Annotated in this window: 20 protein-coding genes; 12 read left to right on the forward strand and 8 right to left on the reverse strand. The window is 65.6% G+C overall.

The features are described from left to right. Nucleotides 1-57: 57 nt before the first annotated feature. Nucleotides 58-876, reverse strand: a complete 819-nt coding sequence (locus tag ACMGGG_RS12790; RefSeq protein ID WP_112898480.1) for a substrate-binding periplasmic protein — start codon at nucleotides 874-876, stop codon at nucleotides 58-60. Between the two features lie 347 nt (nucleotides 877-1223). On the opposite strand from ACMGGG_RS12790, the gene ACMGGG_RS12795 reads away from it, so the two are divergent. Together ACMGGG_RS12795 and ACMGGG_RS12800 are read left to right on the forward strand one after the other, a co-directional pair. After that, nucleotides 1224-2087: a diguanylate cyclase domain-containing protein gene (locus ACMGGG_RS12795; RefSeq protein WP_414155807.1), complete on the forward strand. Its 864-nt coding sequence runs from the start codon at nucleotides 1224-1226 to the stop codon at nucleotides 2085-2087. Nucleotides 2088-2176: 89 nt separating this feature from the next. After that, nucleotides 2177-2965 (forward strand): carbon-nitrogen hydrolase family protein, encoded by a 789-nt coding sequence (locus tag ACMGGG_RS12800; protein ID WP_414155614.1) that lies wholly within the window; start codon nucleotides 2177-2179, stop codon nucleotides 2963-2965. Nucleotides 2966-3089: 124 nt separating this feature from the next. Here ACMGGG_RS12800 and ACMGGG_RS12805 read toward each other — a convergent pair whose 3' ends face one another. Together ACMGGG_RS12805 and ACMGGG_RS12810 are read right to left on the reverse strand one after the other, a co-directional pair. Beyond that, nucleotides 3090-3221, reverse strand: a complete 132-nt coding sequence (locus ACMGGG_RS12805; RefSeq protein WP_256093727.1) for a hypothetical protein — start codon at nucleotides 3219-3221, stop codon at nucleotides 3090-3092. A 106-nt stretch (nucleotides 3222-3327) separates the two neighbouring features. Further along, on the reverse strand, nucleotides 3328-4110 hold the full coding sequence (locus ACMGGG_RS12810) for an NAD(P)H-dependent oxidoreductase (RefSeq protein WP_414155615.1): 783 nt from the start codon (nucleotides 4108-4110) through the stop codon (nucleotides 3328-3330). Between the two features lie 85 nt (nucleotides 4111-4195). Between ACMGGG_RS12810 and ACMGGG_RS12815 the strand changes: the two genes are divergently transcribed. After that, nucleotides 4196-5101 (forward strand): LysR family transcriptional regulator, encoded by a 906-nt coding sequence (locus tag ACMGGG_RS12815; RefSeq protein WP_112898482.1) that lies wholly within the window; start codon nucleotides 4196-4198, stop codon nucleotides 5099-5101. Here the strand turns inward: ACMGGG_RS12815 and ACMGGG_RS12820 are convergent. Beyond that, entirely contained in the window at nucleotides 5098-6000 is a 903-nt protein-coding gene (locus tag ACMGGG_RS12820) for a LysR family transcriptional regulator (RefSeq protein ID WP_414155616.1), read from the reverse strand. The genes ACMGGG_RS12815 and ACMGGG_RS12820 overlap by 4 nt on opposite strands. 218 nt (nucleotides 6001-6218) lie before the next feature. On the opposite strand from ACMGGG_RS12820, the gene ACMGGG_RS12825 reads away from it, so the two are divergent. The 5 genes from ACMGGG_RS12825 (at nucleotide 6219) to ACMGGG_RS12845 (ending at nucleotide 9656) form a co-directional block, all read left to right on the forward strand. Further along, a complete protein-coding gene (locus tag ACMGGG_RS12825) occupies nucleotides 6219-6554 on the forward strand; it encodes a GFA family protein (protein WP_414155808.1) in 336 nt (111 codons plus the stop codon). 168 nt (nucleotides 6555-6722) lie between these two features. Beyond that, nucleotides 6723-7712 carry an aliphatic sulfonate ABC transporter substrate-binding protein gene (locus ACMGGG_RS12830; RefSeq protein WP_323452263.1) on the forward strand — a complete coding sequence of 330 codons (990 nt, stop codon included), beginning with the start codon at nucleotides 6723-6725 and terminating at the stop codon, nucleotides 7710-7712. Continuing rightward, nucleotides 7709-8539: an ABC transporter permease gene (locus tag ACMGGG_RS12835; protein WP_153773882.1), complete on the forward strand. Its 831-nt coding sequence runs from the start codon at nucleotides 7709-7711 to the stop codon at nucleotides 8537-8539. Before ACMGGG_RS12830 ends, ACMGGG_RS12835 begins: the two co-directional genes overlap by 4 nt. Nucleotides 8540-8543: 4 nt before the next feature. Next, nucleotides 8544-9287, forward strand: coding sequence for an ABC transporter ATP-binding protein (locus ACMGGG_RS12840; RefSeq protein WP_054891460.1), 744 nt, complete (start codon nucleotides 8544-8546; stop codon nucleotides 9285-9287). A 117-nt stretch (nucleotides 9288-9404) separates the two neighbouring features. Beyond that, nucleotides 9405-9656 (forward strand): hypothetical protein, encoded by a 252-nt coding sequence (locus ACMGGG_RS12845; protein WP_054891461.1) that lies wholly within the window; start codon nucleotides 9405-9407, stop codon nucleotides 9654-9656. Here the strand turns inward: ACMGGG_RS12845 and ACMGGG_RS12850 are convergent, their stop codons facing one another. Then, the gene (locus ACMGGG_RS12850; RefSeq protein ID WP_063545176.1) at nucleotides 9657-10145 is read right to left on the reverse strand and encodes a winged helix-turn-helix transcriptional regulator; all 489 of its coding nucleotides are present in this window, start codon (nucleotides 10143-10145) and stop codon (nucleotides 9657-9659) included. It abuts the gene before it with no gap. 112 nt (nucleotides 10146-10257) lie between these two features. On the opposite strand from ACMGGG_RS12850, the gene fabF reads away from it, so the two are divergent. Both fabF and ACMGGG_RS12860 read left to right on the forward strand, forming a co-directional pair. Further along, complete coding sequence (gene fabF, locus ACMGGG_RS12855; protein ID WP_063545177.1) at nucleotides 10258-11529, forward strand: beta-ketoacyl-ACP synthase II; 1272 nt, start codon at nucleotides 10258-10260, stop codon at nucleotides 11527-11529. 69 nt (nucleotides 11530-11598) lie between these two features. Next, entirely contained in the window at nucleotides 11599-12066 is a 468-nt protein-coding gene (locus tag ACMGGG_RS12860) for a RidA family protein (RefSeq protein WP_414155617.1), read from the forward strand. Nucleotides 12067-12092: 26 nt separating this feature from the next. Here the strand turns inward: ACMGGG_RS12860 and ACMGGG_RS12865 are convergent, their stop codons facing one another. Further along, nucleotides 12093-12572, reverse strand: coding sequence for an isochorismatase family protein (locus tag ACMGGG_RS12865; protein WP_063545179.1), 480 nt, complete (start codon nucleotides 12570-12572; stop codon nucleotides 12093-12095). 182 nt (nucleotides 12573-12754) lie between these two features. Here ACMGGG_RS12865 and ACMGGG_RS12870 point away from each other — a divergent pair, with 182 nt between their 5' ends. Next, nucleotides 12755-13108 carry a VOC family protein gene (locus tag ACMGGG_RS12870; RefSeq protein ID WP_063545180.1) on the forward strand — a complete coding sequence of 118 codons (354 nt, stop codon included), beginning with the start codon at nucleotides 12755-12757 and terminating at the stop codon, nucleotides 13106-13108. Nucleotides 13109-13114: 6 nt separating this feature from the next. On the opposite strand, the gene ACMGGG_RS12875 is transcribed toward ACMGGG_RS12870, so the two are convergent. Then, on the reverse strand, nucleotides 13115-13897 hold the full coding sequence (locus ACMGGG_RS12875) for an SDR family oxidoreductase (protein ID WP_063545181.1): 783 nt from the start codon (nucleotides 13895-13897) through the stop codon (nucleotides 13115-13117). Between the two features lie 68 nt (nucleotides 13898-13965). Here ACMGGG_RS12875 and ACMGGG_RS12880 point away from each other — a divergent pair, with 68 nt between their 5' ends. Then, nucleotides 13966-14880, forward strand: coding sequence for a LysR family transcriptional regulator (locus tag ACMGGG_RS12880; RefSeq protein WP_063545182.1), 915 nt, complete (start codon nucleotides 13966-13968; stop codon nucleotides 14878-14880). A 134-nt stretch (nucleotides 14881-15014) separates the two neighbouring features. Here ACMGGG_RS12880 and ACMGGG_RS12885 read toward each other — a convergent pair whose 3' ends face one another. Continuing rightward, nucleotides 15015-15326, reverse strand: coding sequence for a c-type cytochrome (locus tag ACMGGG_RS12885; RefSeq protein ID WP_196759865.1), 312 nt, complete (start codon nucleotides 15324-15326; stop codon nucleotides 15015-15017). Nucleotides 15327-15348: the final 22 nt, after the last annotated feature.

Below are 15348 nucleotides of genomic sequence, written 5' to 3' on the forward strand. Positions count from 1 at the left end.
GGGCGCCATTATCCGGTTTTTTCGCTGGGAAGTCTTGCCGCAGCCACACCGCCCTGATCAAGGCGCCGCCACGTTCTCCTGCTGCTGGCGCCAAAGCGCCAGGTTTCGTGCAACCAGGCGCTGCGGCAAATCGCTGGACACGATCTCCCTCATCTTCGCGGCCAGTTGCTCGCGCAACTGTGGCCGGTTGCACGGCGAGTCGTGGGACATCGCCAGGTACAGCCCCTCGCTGGATACCGGAGGCTCGAGCACCTGCACCTGCTCGTCGACCTTCAGCACGCGCGCCAGGGCCATGCCTGGAAACTGCTCGAAGATCACATAGTCGCTACGCTTGTGCAGCAGCTTCTCGAACGCCTGCCTGGCGCCGGGCACTGCCTCCAGGTTGAGGTTGGTCCGGGCGAACTCGTCGAACTGCTCGCCATGGCTGTTGTTGACCAGTACCCCACCCTTGAGCCCGCGCAGATCGTCCCAGCCTTTATAGGCGAAAGCGCTGTCGCTGCGCACCCAGACCACGCTTGGGGTGTGCAGGAACGGCGGCTCGATGAAGTTCACCTCGTTCTGCCGCGCGCGGGTCAGGAAGTAGCCCGCCAGAAGATCGACCCGCCCGGTACGCACTTCTTCCTGGGCGCGTCCCCAGGGCCCGGAATATTTCACTTCCACATCCAGCCCCAGCTCACCTGCCATGTACTTGAGCAGATCGGCATTGGCCCCGACGAGGTGCTGCGGGTCCTGCGGGTCACGCCACAGGTACGGTGGATACTCGGGGTTGCCGGTGGCGGTCAGGCGCGTGCAGTCATCGACCGCCAGCGCCACCTGCGGCAATACCGCGAAGGTCAGCGACAGCAGCAAGGCCCGACAGGAACGGCGCTCGATCATTGGTGGCCCTCGTCTGAATAGAACAGCAGGGAAAAAGCGATGACTGACCGACAGGCGACATGAACAGCGACAGGCTTAACACAGTCTGGACCAGAAACCGTCAGCTGCCAGCAATGGCAGCTGCAAGATGCCATTCGTCGGCGCATCATGCCATCACCGAACCCGTTCGGCTGCGCCTGCCGCTATTTTTCACCGCCCTGCTGGCCATAACGGTCAGACCCTGTAGGCTGTGCTGTGGCCGCGAACGATCGGCCGGTACCGCCCGGGTGCCGGGCGCGCGCAGGATGACTCGTCGGCCCTTCTGCGATCTGGCCCTGATCGAGCCTTACGACCCGGACACCCGCACCATGCCCGTCGACCTGCAAGCGCTCTATCCCAAGTTGGTCCACCTGATGCTCGACACCGTCTTCGTGGTCGACCAGGACGACCAGATCGTGTTCGTCAGCGATGCCTGCCAAGCGCTGCTGGGCTACCGCGCCGAGGAGCTCATCGGCACGCCGATCACGCATTACATGCACCCCGACGACCTGCCCGCCACTCGGGCCTCGATCGTCCGGGTCATGTCCGGCCAGGCGCATTTCGATTTTCGCAACCGCTACATCCGCAAGGATGGCGGTGTCGTCCATATCCTCTGGGCGGCGTTCTGGTCAGAAGAGGTCGGCGCACGCATCGGCGTGGCGCGCAACGTCACCGCCCTCACCGAGGCCGAAGAAGAGCTGCGCTTTCTCGCCCACCACGACCCGCTGACCCGGCTGGCCAATCGCACCCTGTTCAACAGCCGCCTGGACGCTGCGTTGAAGGCGGCGCAGCAGCACGGCGATACCCTGGCGCTGCTATTCGTCGACATCGACGACTTCAAGGAAATCAACGACACCCACGGCCACAGTGCCGGCGACCGCGTGCTGCGCCTGGTGGCCCAGCGCCTGGAGCGCTGTGCCGGCGCGCATGCCACGGTAGCGCGGGTGGGCGGCGACGAGTTCGCCATCCTGCTCACCGACCTGCCGTCGCACAGCGCCGTATTCGACAAGGTCACACAGATCCTGGCCGTCATGGTCGAGCCGCTGGATGCCGACTTCGGCGGCCTCGCCATGCCGACCTGCAGCATCGGCGTCGCCTGCTACCCCGCCGACGGGCGCGATGCCGATGCCCTGCTCAGCCATGCTGACGGCGAGATGTACCGGGTCAAGCGGCGTCGGTCGCAAGCGGGTTGAGACACTGACTCAAGCGCAAGAATCTGCAAGTGCTTCTTCCGCTCGTTGCCTAGACTGGCCGCACCCGCCCAGCCCCTCGAGGTTTGCAGATGTCCCTGATCACCGTGGCCTACGCCCAATGGCCAGAAGGCCTGACCCCTGACAGTCCGCAGTGGCAACAGATCGCCGAGCAGGTTCGTGCCGCCGAGGCCGATCTGCTGATCACCAACGAAATGCCCTTCGGCCCCTGGCTGGCCGAGCACGCCACCTTCGACGCTCAGGCTGCACAGCACAGTGTGGCCCTGCATGAATCCGCCCTCGGCGCCCTGGCCAGGCTCGACGTACCTGCCGTGCTGTCGAGCAGGCCGCTGCTCGCGGACGGGCGCCTGATCAACGAAGCCTTCGTGCTGGATGCCACAGGCTACCGCTTCGTCCACCAGAAACACTTCTTCCCCGAGGAGCCGGGCTTTCATGAGCAGACCTGGTTCACCACCGTCGAGCCAGGGTTCGAGGTGATCGAGGTGGGCAAGCTCAAGCTCGGTGTGCTGCTGTGTACCGAGTTGATGTTCAACGAACGCGCCCGCCACTACGGACGCGATGGTGCCGACCTGATCGCCGTCCCCCGCGCCTCCGGCACCGACTATCGCTACTGGGATTGCGCCGCCGCGATGGCCGCGATCGTTTCCGGCGCCTACGTGATCAGCGCCAACCGCACCGGGCAGGCTGCACAGGGTCAGCGCTTTGGCGGCCACGGCATGGCGTACTCCCCCGCGGGCCAGCCACTGGCCGTCGCCGCCAAGGCTGACGACCACGCCTTGTTGCAGGTTGTACGGATTGACCTGGAGCAGGCTCGGCGACAGAAATACGAGTACCCGTGTTATCTGCAGAATGTCGATTGAAATCCCGGGCCTTCGCACACGAGGTACACCACTCGAGCCTGATTATCACAAGCATGTGCACGTGCGACTGGTCCGCCCAGCACATTGATGTAAAAGCCCCTCCCTGCAAGGAGGGGCTTCAGAATCATTTACCTTTCTTGTGATTGTGCTCTTTTAGATCTGGATGCTTCGGATGGTTCTCTGGAGTAACACGACGACGCTGATCCTCTTTGCCAGTTGATTCAGCGATCGGTTTCGGTCCAGGTTTGATGCTCATGTCACTTGCTCCTTCAATGGATTTGTAAAAGGTCCTTGACCCATGGCCGTGTAGGCACCAGACATGGCACTTTGACACCATAGCTGCTATTCAAATACTTGCATGTTCAATCGCCACGCAAGTGAACCCCCAACCCCTCCTCCCCCGGTGCCAGCTCTGGCCTCAAGGTCAATTCGGGAATCAGGTAGTCCCCGCCATTCTGGCGTCGATAAGGAATCGGCGTATCGACCCACAAACCATCAAGGCGCCGCTCCAGTTGCACGCAGGCATCGACGAATGCTGCATCGTCGATGCGGCTGGTGCGATGGAGCACGAACGGCGGCAGCACCTCGAACCCCGGATAGAACAGGATGCCGTGCTGGATGGGGAACAGGATCGCCTCCAGTGGGCCATTGATGCCCCGCGGCGCGTAGTGCGAAGCCCAGCCACCGGTCGTGACCATCAGCATGGCGCGCTTGCCGGCCATGCTGCCTTCACCGTAGCGGTCACCCCAGCGCTGGTCGGAATGCTCGCCCACACCGTAGGCGAAGCCATAGGCATAGACCCGCTCGACCCAGCCCTTGAGGATTGCCGGCAGGCCGAACCACCACAGCGGGAACTGCAGGATCATGGCATCGGCCCAGCGCAGTTTTTCCTGCTCCTGGGCGATGTCGGCACTCTGCGTGCCATCGGCGAAGGCCTGGCGTGAGTCTTCCGAGACCCGAAAACGCACGCCGGGTTGGCCGGCGGTATTGTCGCTGGCATCGATCAGCGGCTTGAAGGCCATGGCGTAAAGATCCGATACCTGCACGACGTGGCCCTGGCGCTGCAGGTGCGCAACCGCATGGTCCTTGAGCGAGCCGTTGAGCGAGCGAGGTTCGGGGTGGGCGTAGACGATCAGCACATTCATGGTGGCTCTCCGTAAAGGGATGCGAGCCATGATGGGCGGCCGCAAGGTATAGTTGAAATGAATATCCATTATTCCAGGTATTGCCTTGCACGATTCCCTGCGTCGCCTCGACCTCAACCTGCTGGTGACCCTCGACGCCCTGCTCAGCGAGCACAATGTGACGCGCGCGGCGCAGCGCCTGCATCTGGCACAACCAACCGTCAGCGTGCAGCTGGCGCGGCTGCGCGAGCTGCTTGAAGACCCCCTGCTGCTACCCGGACCGAGGGGCATGCGTCCGACCGCGCGGGCAGACGCCTTGCGCGCACCGTTGCGCCAGGCGCTGGAGGCGTTGCAGCTTGCCATCGCGGCGCCGCAACCCTTCGACCCGGCCGCCGCCCGCCAGACCTGGCGCGTGGCCGCCACCGACTACAGTGCCTCGAGCATCCTGCTACCCGCCCTGGCCAGGTTACGCAGCGCCGCCCCGGGCACACGCCTGGCGGTGCTCGACCTGCAGCCTTCGGCCCTGGTCCGCCAGGCCGAGCTAGGCGAGATCGACATGGCCTTTCACATTGCCCTGCAGGCGCCGGCAGAGCTGCGCCAGCGCAGCCTGTTCGTCGAGCGCTACGTGCTGGTCGGCCGAGTCGACCATCCAGGGCTCAGGCGCAAGCCGACACTCAAGCAGTTCTGTGCGCTGGAGCAGGTGATCGTCTCACCCGACGGCGGCGGCTTCCATGGCCCTACGGACGCCGCGCTAGCCGCGCAAGGACTCGCGCGCAACGTGGTGCTGTCGGTGCCGCATTTCATGCTGCTGGCGGCGGTGCTGGTCGGCTCGGACCTAGTAGCCATGCTTCCGCAGCGGCTGGTGGTCAGCGACCCCAGGCTCAAGGTGGTAGAGGCGCCCCTGGCGGTGCAGGGATTCGAGATGCTGATGCTGTGGCCGGAGCGGGTACATCGGGACCCAGGGCATCGCTGGCTGCGGCAGGTTATTGTCGATGCTCTGCAGCAGAACTAGTTGACACGCGGGGCGGCCAGAAACGCCGACAGCGCCGCCCCCAGCGCCTCGAACACCAGGCCAATCCGCCGAACCCATCGCAGATCGCCGTGCATTGCCACCCAGACATCCACCGAAAATGCCACGGCCTGCGGCAACACCCTCACCAGCCCATGCCGCCGCGCCAGTTGCTCGGCACACACCCCAACCCCCACACCAGCCCTGAGTGCCGCGAACTGGGCGAGGTGATCGTCGGTGCGCAGCGCCATGCGTTCCGGCACACAGATAAAGCCGTTCTGCTCGAGAAACATCACTTCAGCAAGGTTGCGATCAGGCCCGATCAGCGGATAGCGCGCAAGGTATGCATGGGTGTTCGGCACGCCATGGCGCAGCAGCAGCTCAGGGGTCGCATACAGGCCTATCCGCAGGTCCCCCACATGCCGGGTGACCACTGCCGCCTCGGTAGGCCTGCGAATCCGCACCGCCACGTCAGACTCCTGCAGTGCCAGGGCCTCAAGCCGGTTCGAGATGCTCAGCTCCAGTGTCAGCTCCGCCCGGGCCGTGCGGATCTCACCCAGCATCGCCGGCAGCACCTCCACCCCCAGCAACTGATTGCTGGTGACGCGCACCGTGCCTCCCGGCACCTGGGCCTCGGCAGACGCGGCGCGGGCAAAGGCTTCCGCTGCCAGGGCCATGGACTCGACATGGCCGATCAGCTCCTTCGCCGTTTCCGTGGCCATCAAGCCTGCCGGCGAGCGCACGAACAGGCTCATGCCCACGCTCTGCTCCAGCGCGTCGATACGCCGACGCGCGGTGGCCTGGGCAATGCCCAGCATGCGCGCGGCGGCAGAGAGGCTGCCCGTGCGCAAGACCGCCAGGAACAGGCGCTGGGTTTCCCATTGCAGTTGAGGGGTGTTCATACATTTCCTATGAGCAGCTCGGCAGGTTTGATCAGTTTTAACCAGGCTGATACTCGCGCATGCTTCACGTATCCAGGCCGTTAGTCAAACGGCCTGCCATACCGACACGAGGTCCGTTGCATGAAGATTCAAGGTGGGTGCCGTTGCGGGCAGGTGACGTTCGATCCGATCACCCCGCGATCATGACCAGCGCCTGTCATTGCACGGGCTGCCAGAAGATGTCGGGCAGTGTGTTCTCGCTGACGGCGCTGTTCCCAGCCGAAGGGTTCAGGGTCACGCGCGGGGCGCCGGTGCCTGGAGGTCTTCGGGGCGCAACCCGTCATGAGTTCTGCCCCCACTGCATGAGCTGGCTGTTCACCCGGCCCGCCGGTAACGACGCGGTCGTGGGCGTGCGCAGCAGCCTGCTGGAAAACCCGCAGCACTACGCACCGTTCATGGAAACCTGGACACAGGAGAAGCTGCCATGGGCCTGTACCGGTGCTGTCGTCAGCTTCGAAGGCTTTCCCGACCCACAGGATTATCCGGCGTTGATGGCACGGTTCGCGCAGCGCTGACCTGCTGCCCCTTCAACTGTTCGCCCTGCAACAGCAGGGCAACACTTTGCCCGCCTCACCACAGCTGTCAGCCCCGATTTGCTCCTGCGCCTACGCAGAACAAGGGCCTGGCGAGATGGCACGCTGCCTGCAACCGGTCCTGATCCCTCTTCTCGACTGGATCGCCCCATGCGTCTGTTTGCCCAAGCCCTGCCCAGCGCCCTGAAGTCGCTGTCTATTGCCGGCCTCGTTGCCCTGGCCTTCAATCCCGTCGCCCACGCCGAAACCGCGCCCAAGGAAGTCCGCCTGGACTACGCCTACTACTCCCCCGTAAGCCTGGTGCTCAAGCATTTCGGGTGGTTGGAAAAAGCCCTGCCTGACTCCAAGGTCACCTGGGTGTTCAGCCAGGGCAGCAACCGCTCGCTGGAATACCTCAACAGCGGCGGTGCCGACTTCGGCTCTTCGGCCAGCCTCTCGGCGGTGCTGGCCCGGGCCAACGGCAGCCCGATCAAGTCGGTGTACGTCTACAGCCGCGCCGAATGGACCGCGCTGGTGGTGGCCAAGGACTCGCCGCTGAAGACACTCGACGACCTCAAGGGCAAGAAGATCGCCGCCACAAAAGGTACCGACCCGTACCTGTTCACCCTGCGTGCACTGGAAAAGGCCGGGCTGAAAAAGGACGACGTCGAGCTCTTGCACCTGCAGCACCCCGATGGCCGCACCGCACTGGAGAAAGGCGATGTCGATGCCTGGGCCGGCCTCGATCCGCACATGGCTGCCAGCGAACTGCAAGCCGGCTCACGCCTGCTGTACCGCAACAAGGACTTCAACAGCTATGGCGTGGTCAGTGTCACCGAGACCTTCGCCAAGCAGCATCCACAAACCATCGCCACGGTGATCAAGGCCTACGAGCAGGCCCGCCACTGGGCAGTCGCACACCCGGACGAGTTCGCCCGCCTGCTGGCCGATGAATCCAAGCTCCCGCTGGATGTGGCCAAGCTGCAGCTGTCGCGTACCGACCTCTCGGCACCGCAACTGACCGAACAGGACGTAGCAGCCTCCAAGGCCGCGGCGCCGATCCTGGTGTCGGAGGAGCTGGTCAAGCGTGGCGCCGACGTCAACGCCGTGATCGACCAGCTGATCGACCCGTCCTTCGGCAAGGCCAGCATCGAGCGATGAGCCTCTCCACGCACACTCGCAGCGTGAGCGCGCCGGCGCCCGCCACTGCCGCCTCGCCCTGGCCACGTCGGCTCAAGGGCCTGGCGCTGCCTCTGGCGATCATCCTGCTGCTGGAGGCCGTCGTGCGCCTGGGCTGGATCGCTTCCTACCAGATGCCCGCCCCCAGCGAAGTGGCGCAGACCCTGGTGCAACTGGCCGACGGCGCGCTGTGGAAACACATCGGTGCCAGCCTGTCGCGGGTGTTGGCCGGCTTTGCCATCGGCGCCGCCCTGGGGCTGCTGTTCGCCGCCTGGGTGGGCCTGAGCCGTGAGGCCGAGGCCTGGCTGGAACCGACTTTCGCCAGCCTGAGGGCGATCCCGAGCCTGGCCTGGGTGCCGCTGTTGCTGCTGTGGCTGGGCATCGGCGAGACCTCCAAGGTGACACTGATCGCCATCGGCGCGTTCTTCCCGGTGTACCTGAACGGCGTGGCCGCGATCCGCAACATCGACCGCAAGCTGGTCGAGGTCGGGCGCATGTACGGCTTCGGCCCATTGCGCCTGGCCCGGCGCATCCTGCTGCCGGCTGCGATACCCGGCGTATTCACCGGCCTGCGCAGCGCCCTGAGCCTGAGCTGGATGTTTCTCGTCGCCGCCGAGCTGATCGCCGCCACCCGCGGCCTGGGTTATTTGCTCAGCGACGGCCGGGAGACTTCACGACCGGACCTGGTGCTCGCGGCGATCATTGTCCTGGCACTGCTCGGCAAACTCAGCGATGGCCTGTTGGCCGGGCTGGAGCAGCGCTGGCTGAACTGGCGCGACACCTTCGACGGCACGGACCGAGGAGCCTGAATCCATGAACCAACCCTTGCGCGTTGCCGCACCGACACCTGCACCCTTGCTCGACCTGCGCGTCGAGCACAAGGCATTCGGTGCCACTGCGGTACTGGGGGCGGTCGAGCTGCAACTGCAACCCGGCGAGATCGTCAGCCTGCTGGGCCCCAGTGGCTGCGGCAAAAGCACCCTGCTGCGCCTGGTGGCGCAACTGGACCGCGACTTCGTTGGCCATCTGCAGCAACGCCCGGAACAGGTCGGTTTCGTTTTCCAGGAGCCGCGCCTGATGCCCTGGTTGAGCGTGGCCGACAATATCGGCTTCAGTGAGGACCGGCGCTACGACCGTGCCCGGGTCAATGGCCTGATCGACGAGGTGGGCCTGGGCGGCTTCGCCGATGCGCTGCCCAAGGCATTGTCCGGCGGCATGGCCCAGCGCGTGGCCATCGCCCGCGGGCTGTACGGCCAACCACAATTGCTGTTGCTCGACGAGCCGTTCAGCGCCGTGGATGCCTTCACCCGCTTCAAGCTGCAGGACCTGTTGCTGGACCTCGCACGCCGCCACCGCATCGCCCTGCTGGTGGTCACCCATGACGTGGACGAGGCGCTGTACCTGAGCGACCGCGTGCTGGTGATCGGCAACCGGCCGGGCACTGTCTGCCGCGAACTGAGGGTCGGCCTCGGCTACCCGCGCGAGCGTCAGGACGAACGCCTGGCTCGTCTGCGCGGCCAGGCGCTGGAAGCCCTGCACAGTGCGCGGGTGATCTGAGCCGGACGCGTTCATCGATAGTGACTATCGAGCACGACGATTTCTGCCCGGCGGCCGTGCTCGATAACCTGTGTTCAACGACTCGCAAGACGAATCCTCGAACCAGGAAACCCGCCGATGAACGCCACCGCCCGCCTGCTGCTCGCTGCCCTGGCCGCCCTTGGTATCGCCGCACTTGCCGGCTGTGCCAGCCATCCCGAACAACGCCCCTACACAGCCGAGGAAACGCGCCAGTTGCAGCTCGAGGCGCTGCAACGCCGAGGCCTGTCGCAGCAGGAATACGAACATCAGCGCGCTGCAATCTTGCGTGCCGACCAGGTGGAAGTGGCCGGCGACGGCCTGCGCCAGGCCCCTGCCCTGCGCGGCTGATCAGCCCTCGCGACTGCGCTGCAGCCGCGCCCGCATCCCCTCACTGGCGCCAGGGCCCTGCACCAGCTCGCACAGCGACCAGGGCACTACGCGCCCGGACTCCACGTCCACCATCATCGGCTGCAAGGCCTTGCCCGTGCCCTTTTCCACCACCTGCACACTGATGGCCTCAGGCGCAAAATGCCGATTACCCCAGGCGATCAGCGCATAGAGCACGCCCTGCAGGTCGCGCCCCCGAGCACTGGGCCGGTATTCGTGGCGCAAGGGTCGGGTGCTGTAGGCATGGCGCTCGAGCAGGCCGGCCTCCACCAGCGCATTGAGCCTGCGGGTCAACATGCTCGGAGCGATCTCCAGGCTCTTGGCGAAATCGTCGAAGCGGCTCAGGCCCTGCAAGGCATCGCGCATGATCAACAGGCTCCACCACTCCCCCACGTGTTCAAGGCTCAGGGCGATAGGGCATTCGGAATCCACAAGCGTCTTGCGTTGCATCAGGCAGGCTCACCACGGGTCTGTGAAATATTCGGGCTGGATGTTACTTCTATAATGATAGTAACGTCTCTTGAGCTGAATAGTAGCAAACCTCCATGGGAGTTGGACCTTCATGAGCAAGCGTATCGTCGTTACCGGAATGGGAGCGGTCACACCGCTGGGGTGTGGCGTTGAGCGGGTCTGGGAACGCCTGCTGGCGGGGCGCTCGGGTATTGCGCAGTTGCCGGAATCGCTGATCGGCGACCTGGCGGTGCGCATCGGCGGCCAGGTGCCGGACCTGCAGCAGGACAGCGAGGCCGGCTTCGATCCAGACCGCGTACTGCCAGCCAAGGAGCAGCGCAAGGTCGATCGTTTCATCCTGTTCGCCCTGGGCGCCGCACAGGAGGCCCTGGCGCAGGCCGGCTGGCAACCGCAAAGCGCCGAACAGCAGGAACGCACGGCAACCATCATCGGTACCGGCGTGGGCGGCTTCCCGGCCATCGCCGAGGCCGTGCGCACCACCGACAGCAAAGGCCCACGCAAGTTGTCACCCTTCACCATCCCCTCCTTCCTCGGCAACCTGGCTGCCGGCCAGGTGTCGATCGCCCACGGGCTCAAGGGCCCACTGGGTACACCGGTCACCGCGTGCGCTGCCGGGGTGCAGGCGATTGGCGACGCCGCGCGAATGATCCTGGCCGGTGAAGCGGACGTGGCGCTGTGCGGGGGCGCGGAGGCGGCCATTCATCGTGTCAGCCTGGCCGGCTTTGCCGCCGCGCGGGCCTTGTCGAGCGATTTCAACGAGCACCCGGAACAGGCTTCGCGCCCGTTCGACACCCGCCGCGACGGCTTCGTCATGGGCGAAGGCGCCGGCCTGCTGGTGATCGAAGAACTGCAGCATGCACTGGCACGCGGCGCCACGCCGCTGGCCGAGCTGGTGGGCTACGGCACCAGCGCCGACGCCTATCACATCACCTCGGGGCCAGAAGACGGCGACGGCGCGCGACGCGCCATGACCCTGGCCCTGCGCCAGGCCGGTATCCGTGCACAACAGGTCGGCCATCTCAATGCCCATGCCACCTCGACACCGGTGGGCGACAAGGGCGAGCTGGCAGCGATCAAGGCGGTGTTCGCCAACGTGCCCTCACCGGTGATCAGCGCGACCAAGTCTGCCACCGGCCACTTGCTGGGCGCCGCCGGCGGAATCGAGGCGATCTTCACCGTGCTTGCCCTGCGCGACCAACAGGCGCCGGCCACGCTCAACCTGGTCGAGCCTGACCCCGCAGCCGCCGGGCTGGACATTGCCGCGGGCCAGCCGCGGCCCCTGGATACCGAATACGCGCTGTCCAACGGCTTCGGTTTCGGCGGCGTCAATGCCAGCGTGATTTTCAAGCGCTGGGAGGGTTGAGCCACTGGTCGGCACGCGGGCGTTTGATTACGCTTGGCCATCGCCTCGAGCACACAGGGAGCACTACCGATGTCCAGACACGACCGCTATGAAGCCGCTCTGCAGGCGCTGGGTTATTCGTTCGATGGCCCGCTGAAGATCGGCGGCGACTACGTGCCGGTGCTGCACTTGGGCGACCAGGTGTACATCAGTGGGCAAATCCCGCGGGTCAACGACACCGTGGTGCTCCCGGGGCGGGTGGGCGAGGACGTCAGCCTCGCCGATGCGCAGACTGCCGCCAAGATCAGCGCCCTGCGCTGCCTGAAGCTGCTGAGCGAAAGCCTGGGCTCGCTGGATGCGGTCAAGGGTATCGCGCGGATCAATGTATTCGTGCAGTCGGCGGCAGACTTCACCCAGCAGAGCGAAGTGGCCAACGGCGCCTCGGCGATCCTGCATGAAGTGCTGGGCGACGCCGGCAAGCATACCCGCACCTCGGTGGGGGTGTATCAGTTGCCGAAGAATGCCGCGGTGGAGATTGACCTGATCGCGGTGGTGTAGGTGCAAGGGGCTGGCGTGCAGCCCCTTCAGCCTTGCAGCCCCTCGACCACCTGCGCCACCGTGGTCACCTGGCGAAAGTGATGGGTCCACAGCTCGATACCCAACTTGCCCGAGCGGTCCAGTGAAGAGCCCACCGTCAGGTCAGTGATCAAGGTCGGGTTCAGTCCGGCATCGAACAGCGCAAAGCCGGCGGCCAGTACGCAGGTTTCGGTCTGCAGGCCGCAGACCAGCACGCGCTCCACCCCCAGTCGCTTGAGGTAGTCGATGGCCTCGGCGGTCTGCCCGTAGCCGTGCTTGACGAACACTTCGTCTGCCTCGATCAGGCTCTCGTCCTCGCGCGCTGGATGCCAGCCAAGCTGCTGCTGGAACGGCGTGACCTGCTCGTCGTGCAACTCGACCGAGGCGATGGCGGGGAGTTTCGCGGCCAACGCGCGGATTCCATCGATCAGCCACTCAGGAGGGCTGAAGGTGGACTGGACATCGACGATAAGCAAAGCCTGCCGCATGGGGTTCTCCGGGGGACGACATGGGCCGCGGAGTATATCGTCCGTGGACGATCGTTGCAGGCCCTGGAGCTTGAGCAAGCCACGAGCAGGTGAGCCGGCGATACGCTGGGAGAGACCGTGATCAAGCCCCTGCGCTTGCGCTGATGCGCTAGACTGCGCGCTCCATCACGCAAGGAGGCCACATGGGTATTCGCGGGCAGGATCGACAGATCGACAACATCGAGTTCAACGTCACCGACATCGGCCGCAGCAAGGCGTTCTACGGCGCAGTGTTCGGCTGGTCCTTCACCGACTACGGCCCCACCTATACCGAGTTCTCCGATGGCCGCCTGAGCGGCGGCTTTACCACCGGCGAAGCGGTACGACCCGGTGGCCCGCTGGTCATCCTCTACGCCGACGACCTTGAAGCCACCCAACGACGTGCAGAAGCAGCAGGCGCGCGCATCAGCCGCGCCACCTTCGCCTTCCCTGGCGGCCAGCGCTTCCACTTCATCGACCCGGACGGCTACGAACTGGCCGTGTGGACCGCCTCGTAACGCGGTTCAAGCGGTAGGGACGGTCCCGCCATCCACCACGAACTCGGTGCCAGTCACCGCCGCAGCTGCTGGCGAGGCCACGAAGCCGATGACGTTGGCCACTTCCTTCGGGCTGGCGGGCCGACCCAGCGGGATGCCGCCCAAGGCCTGCATGATGATGCGCTTGCCGCCCTCGTAGTCGGTGCCCGCCTCGCTGGCCAGGCGCTCGGCCAGGGCTACCGAGGCCTCGGTCTCGATCCAGCCGGGCGCGACCCGCACCACGCGTACGCCCTTGGGTGCGACTTCCTTGGACAGGCTCTTGCTGTAGGTCGACAGCGCCGCCTTGGCCGCCGCATAGGCGGTGGTGGCTTCCGGCAGCGGCAGTTGGTGCTGGATCGAGGTGACGTGAACGATCACCCCGCCTCCCTGCGCCAGCATGCCGGGCAGCAAGACCCGATCCAGACGCACGGCGGGCAGCAGGTTGAGGTCCAGCTCCTGTTGCCAATGCGCCTCGCCCAAGGCGGCAAAGCCCCCGGCCGGTGCGCTGGAACCGCCCAGCACATGAACGATGACATCGACACCGCCCAGCTGCCGCTCGACCTCGCCCGCCAACTGCTCGCACCCCTCGAGGGTGGTCAGATCGGCTTTGACGAACGACGCCTGAGGGGCATCGACGGGCGCTGTGCGCGCGCAGGTCAGTACACGGGCGCCCAGCTCGAGGAACAGCTCGACCGTGGCCTTGCCCAGGCCTTTGGTGCCAGCGGTGACCAGTACGCGCTTGCCACGCAGGGTTTCTGACGGATGACTCATGGATATTCTCCGGTGGTAGCAACCTGGGTTGCGGATAGAATCGTGTTTTTGTCCGAACGAGCCGAACCATGGAGCGCGTCAGCCTCAACGACCTCGATGCCGTCCTCGCCATCGCCCGGCGCGCCAGTTTTCGCGCGGCGGCCATCGACCTGGGGATGTCCACCACCGCCTTGAGCAATGCCATCGGCAAGCTCGAGGCGAACCTTGGCGTGCGCCTGTTCAACCGCACCACGCGCAGCGTGTCGCTGACCGATGCCGGGCGCCTGTTCGTCGAGCACGTCGCCCCGGCGCTGGGCGAGGTGCAAGGCGCCCTGGAAGTGGTGCGCGCCCAGCGCGATCAGCCCAGTGGCATGCTGCGCATCAACGCTGCGGCGTTCGCCGCACGCGAGATCATCGGGCCGCTGGTACTGGAGTTCTTGCGGCGCTATCCGCAGATGCAGGTGGACCTGGTCACCGAGGGGCGCCTGGTGGACATCGTCGCCGATGGTTTCGACCTGGGCGTGCGAGTCGCCGACCTGGTGCCCAGCGACATGATCAGCCTTTCCCTCGGCCGGCCGCAGCGCTATGCCGTGGTCGCCTCCGCCGCCTACCTGGCCGCGCGGGGCACGCCACGGTTGCCGGCCGACCTGCAGCGCCACAGTTGCGTCCGCGTGCGCCTGCCGGATGGCGCGCTGTTCCGCTGGCGGTTCGCCAACGGCAACAGCGCGCAGCAGATCGACGTGCAGGGCCCCATCACCCTGGACGAGGCCAGCCTGGCACGTGCTGCCGTCATGGCCGGCGTGGGCCTTGGCTACTTCATGGAGCAGGACGTGCGCGAGGACATCGCGGCCGGGCGCCTGGTGCGTGTGCTGGACGACTGGACGCCACCATTGCCGGGGCTGTGCCTGTACTACGCCGGGCGGCGCAATCCCTCGGCAGGCATGACCGCGTTTCTCGCACTGGCCCGGGAAGTGGCGGAGCAGGCGTGCCGCGAGGGCACGTGAGACAGGGACTTGCTGCATGGACTGACGGCCTCGCCGGGTGTCGGTGAGGCACAGGTTATGCGTTCAGGTCCGTCGCGATAAGCAGGACAGATCAGGATGATTCATTGCGAATTTCAGGATAGTGAACCCAGCTTTCAATGCTGTTCGAGAATCCACTGGGTAATGGCCTGCAAATCTTCCTCGCGGGCTTGCGCCTGTGGCGGCATCGGCACCACTCCCCATTGCCCCCGGCTGCCCTGTCGGACGCTTTGCACCAACTGCCCGGCGTCCTTGCTGCCGTCGCGATAACGCGCAGCAATCTCCCGCCAGGACGGGCCCACGGCCCGCGCATCCAATTGGTGGCAAGCGCTGCAGGCGTAGCGCTGCATCACGGTGGGCGGCTCGGCGAACACCCGAACACTGGCGAACAGCAGCAGCCCGGCTGCAATCACGGCACCTCGAGACATGGGCATGGTCCTGAAAACGATG

It is taken from the genome of Pseudomonas sp. BNK-44-b, from assembly GCF_047456245.1.
In the GTDB taxonomy this organism is placed as follows: Bacteria; Pseudomonadota; Gammaproteobacteria; order Pseudomonadales; family Pseudomonadaceae; genus Aquipseudomonas; species Aquipseudomonas machongensis.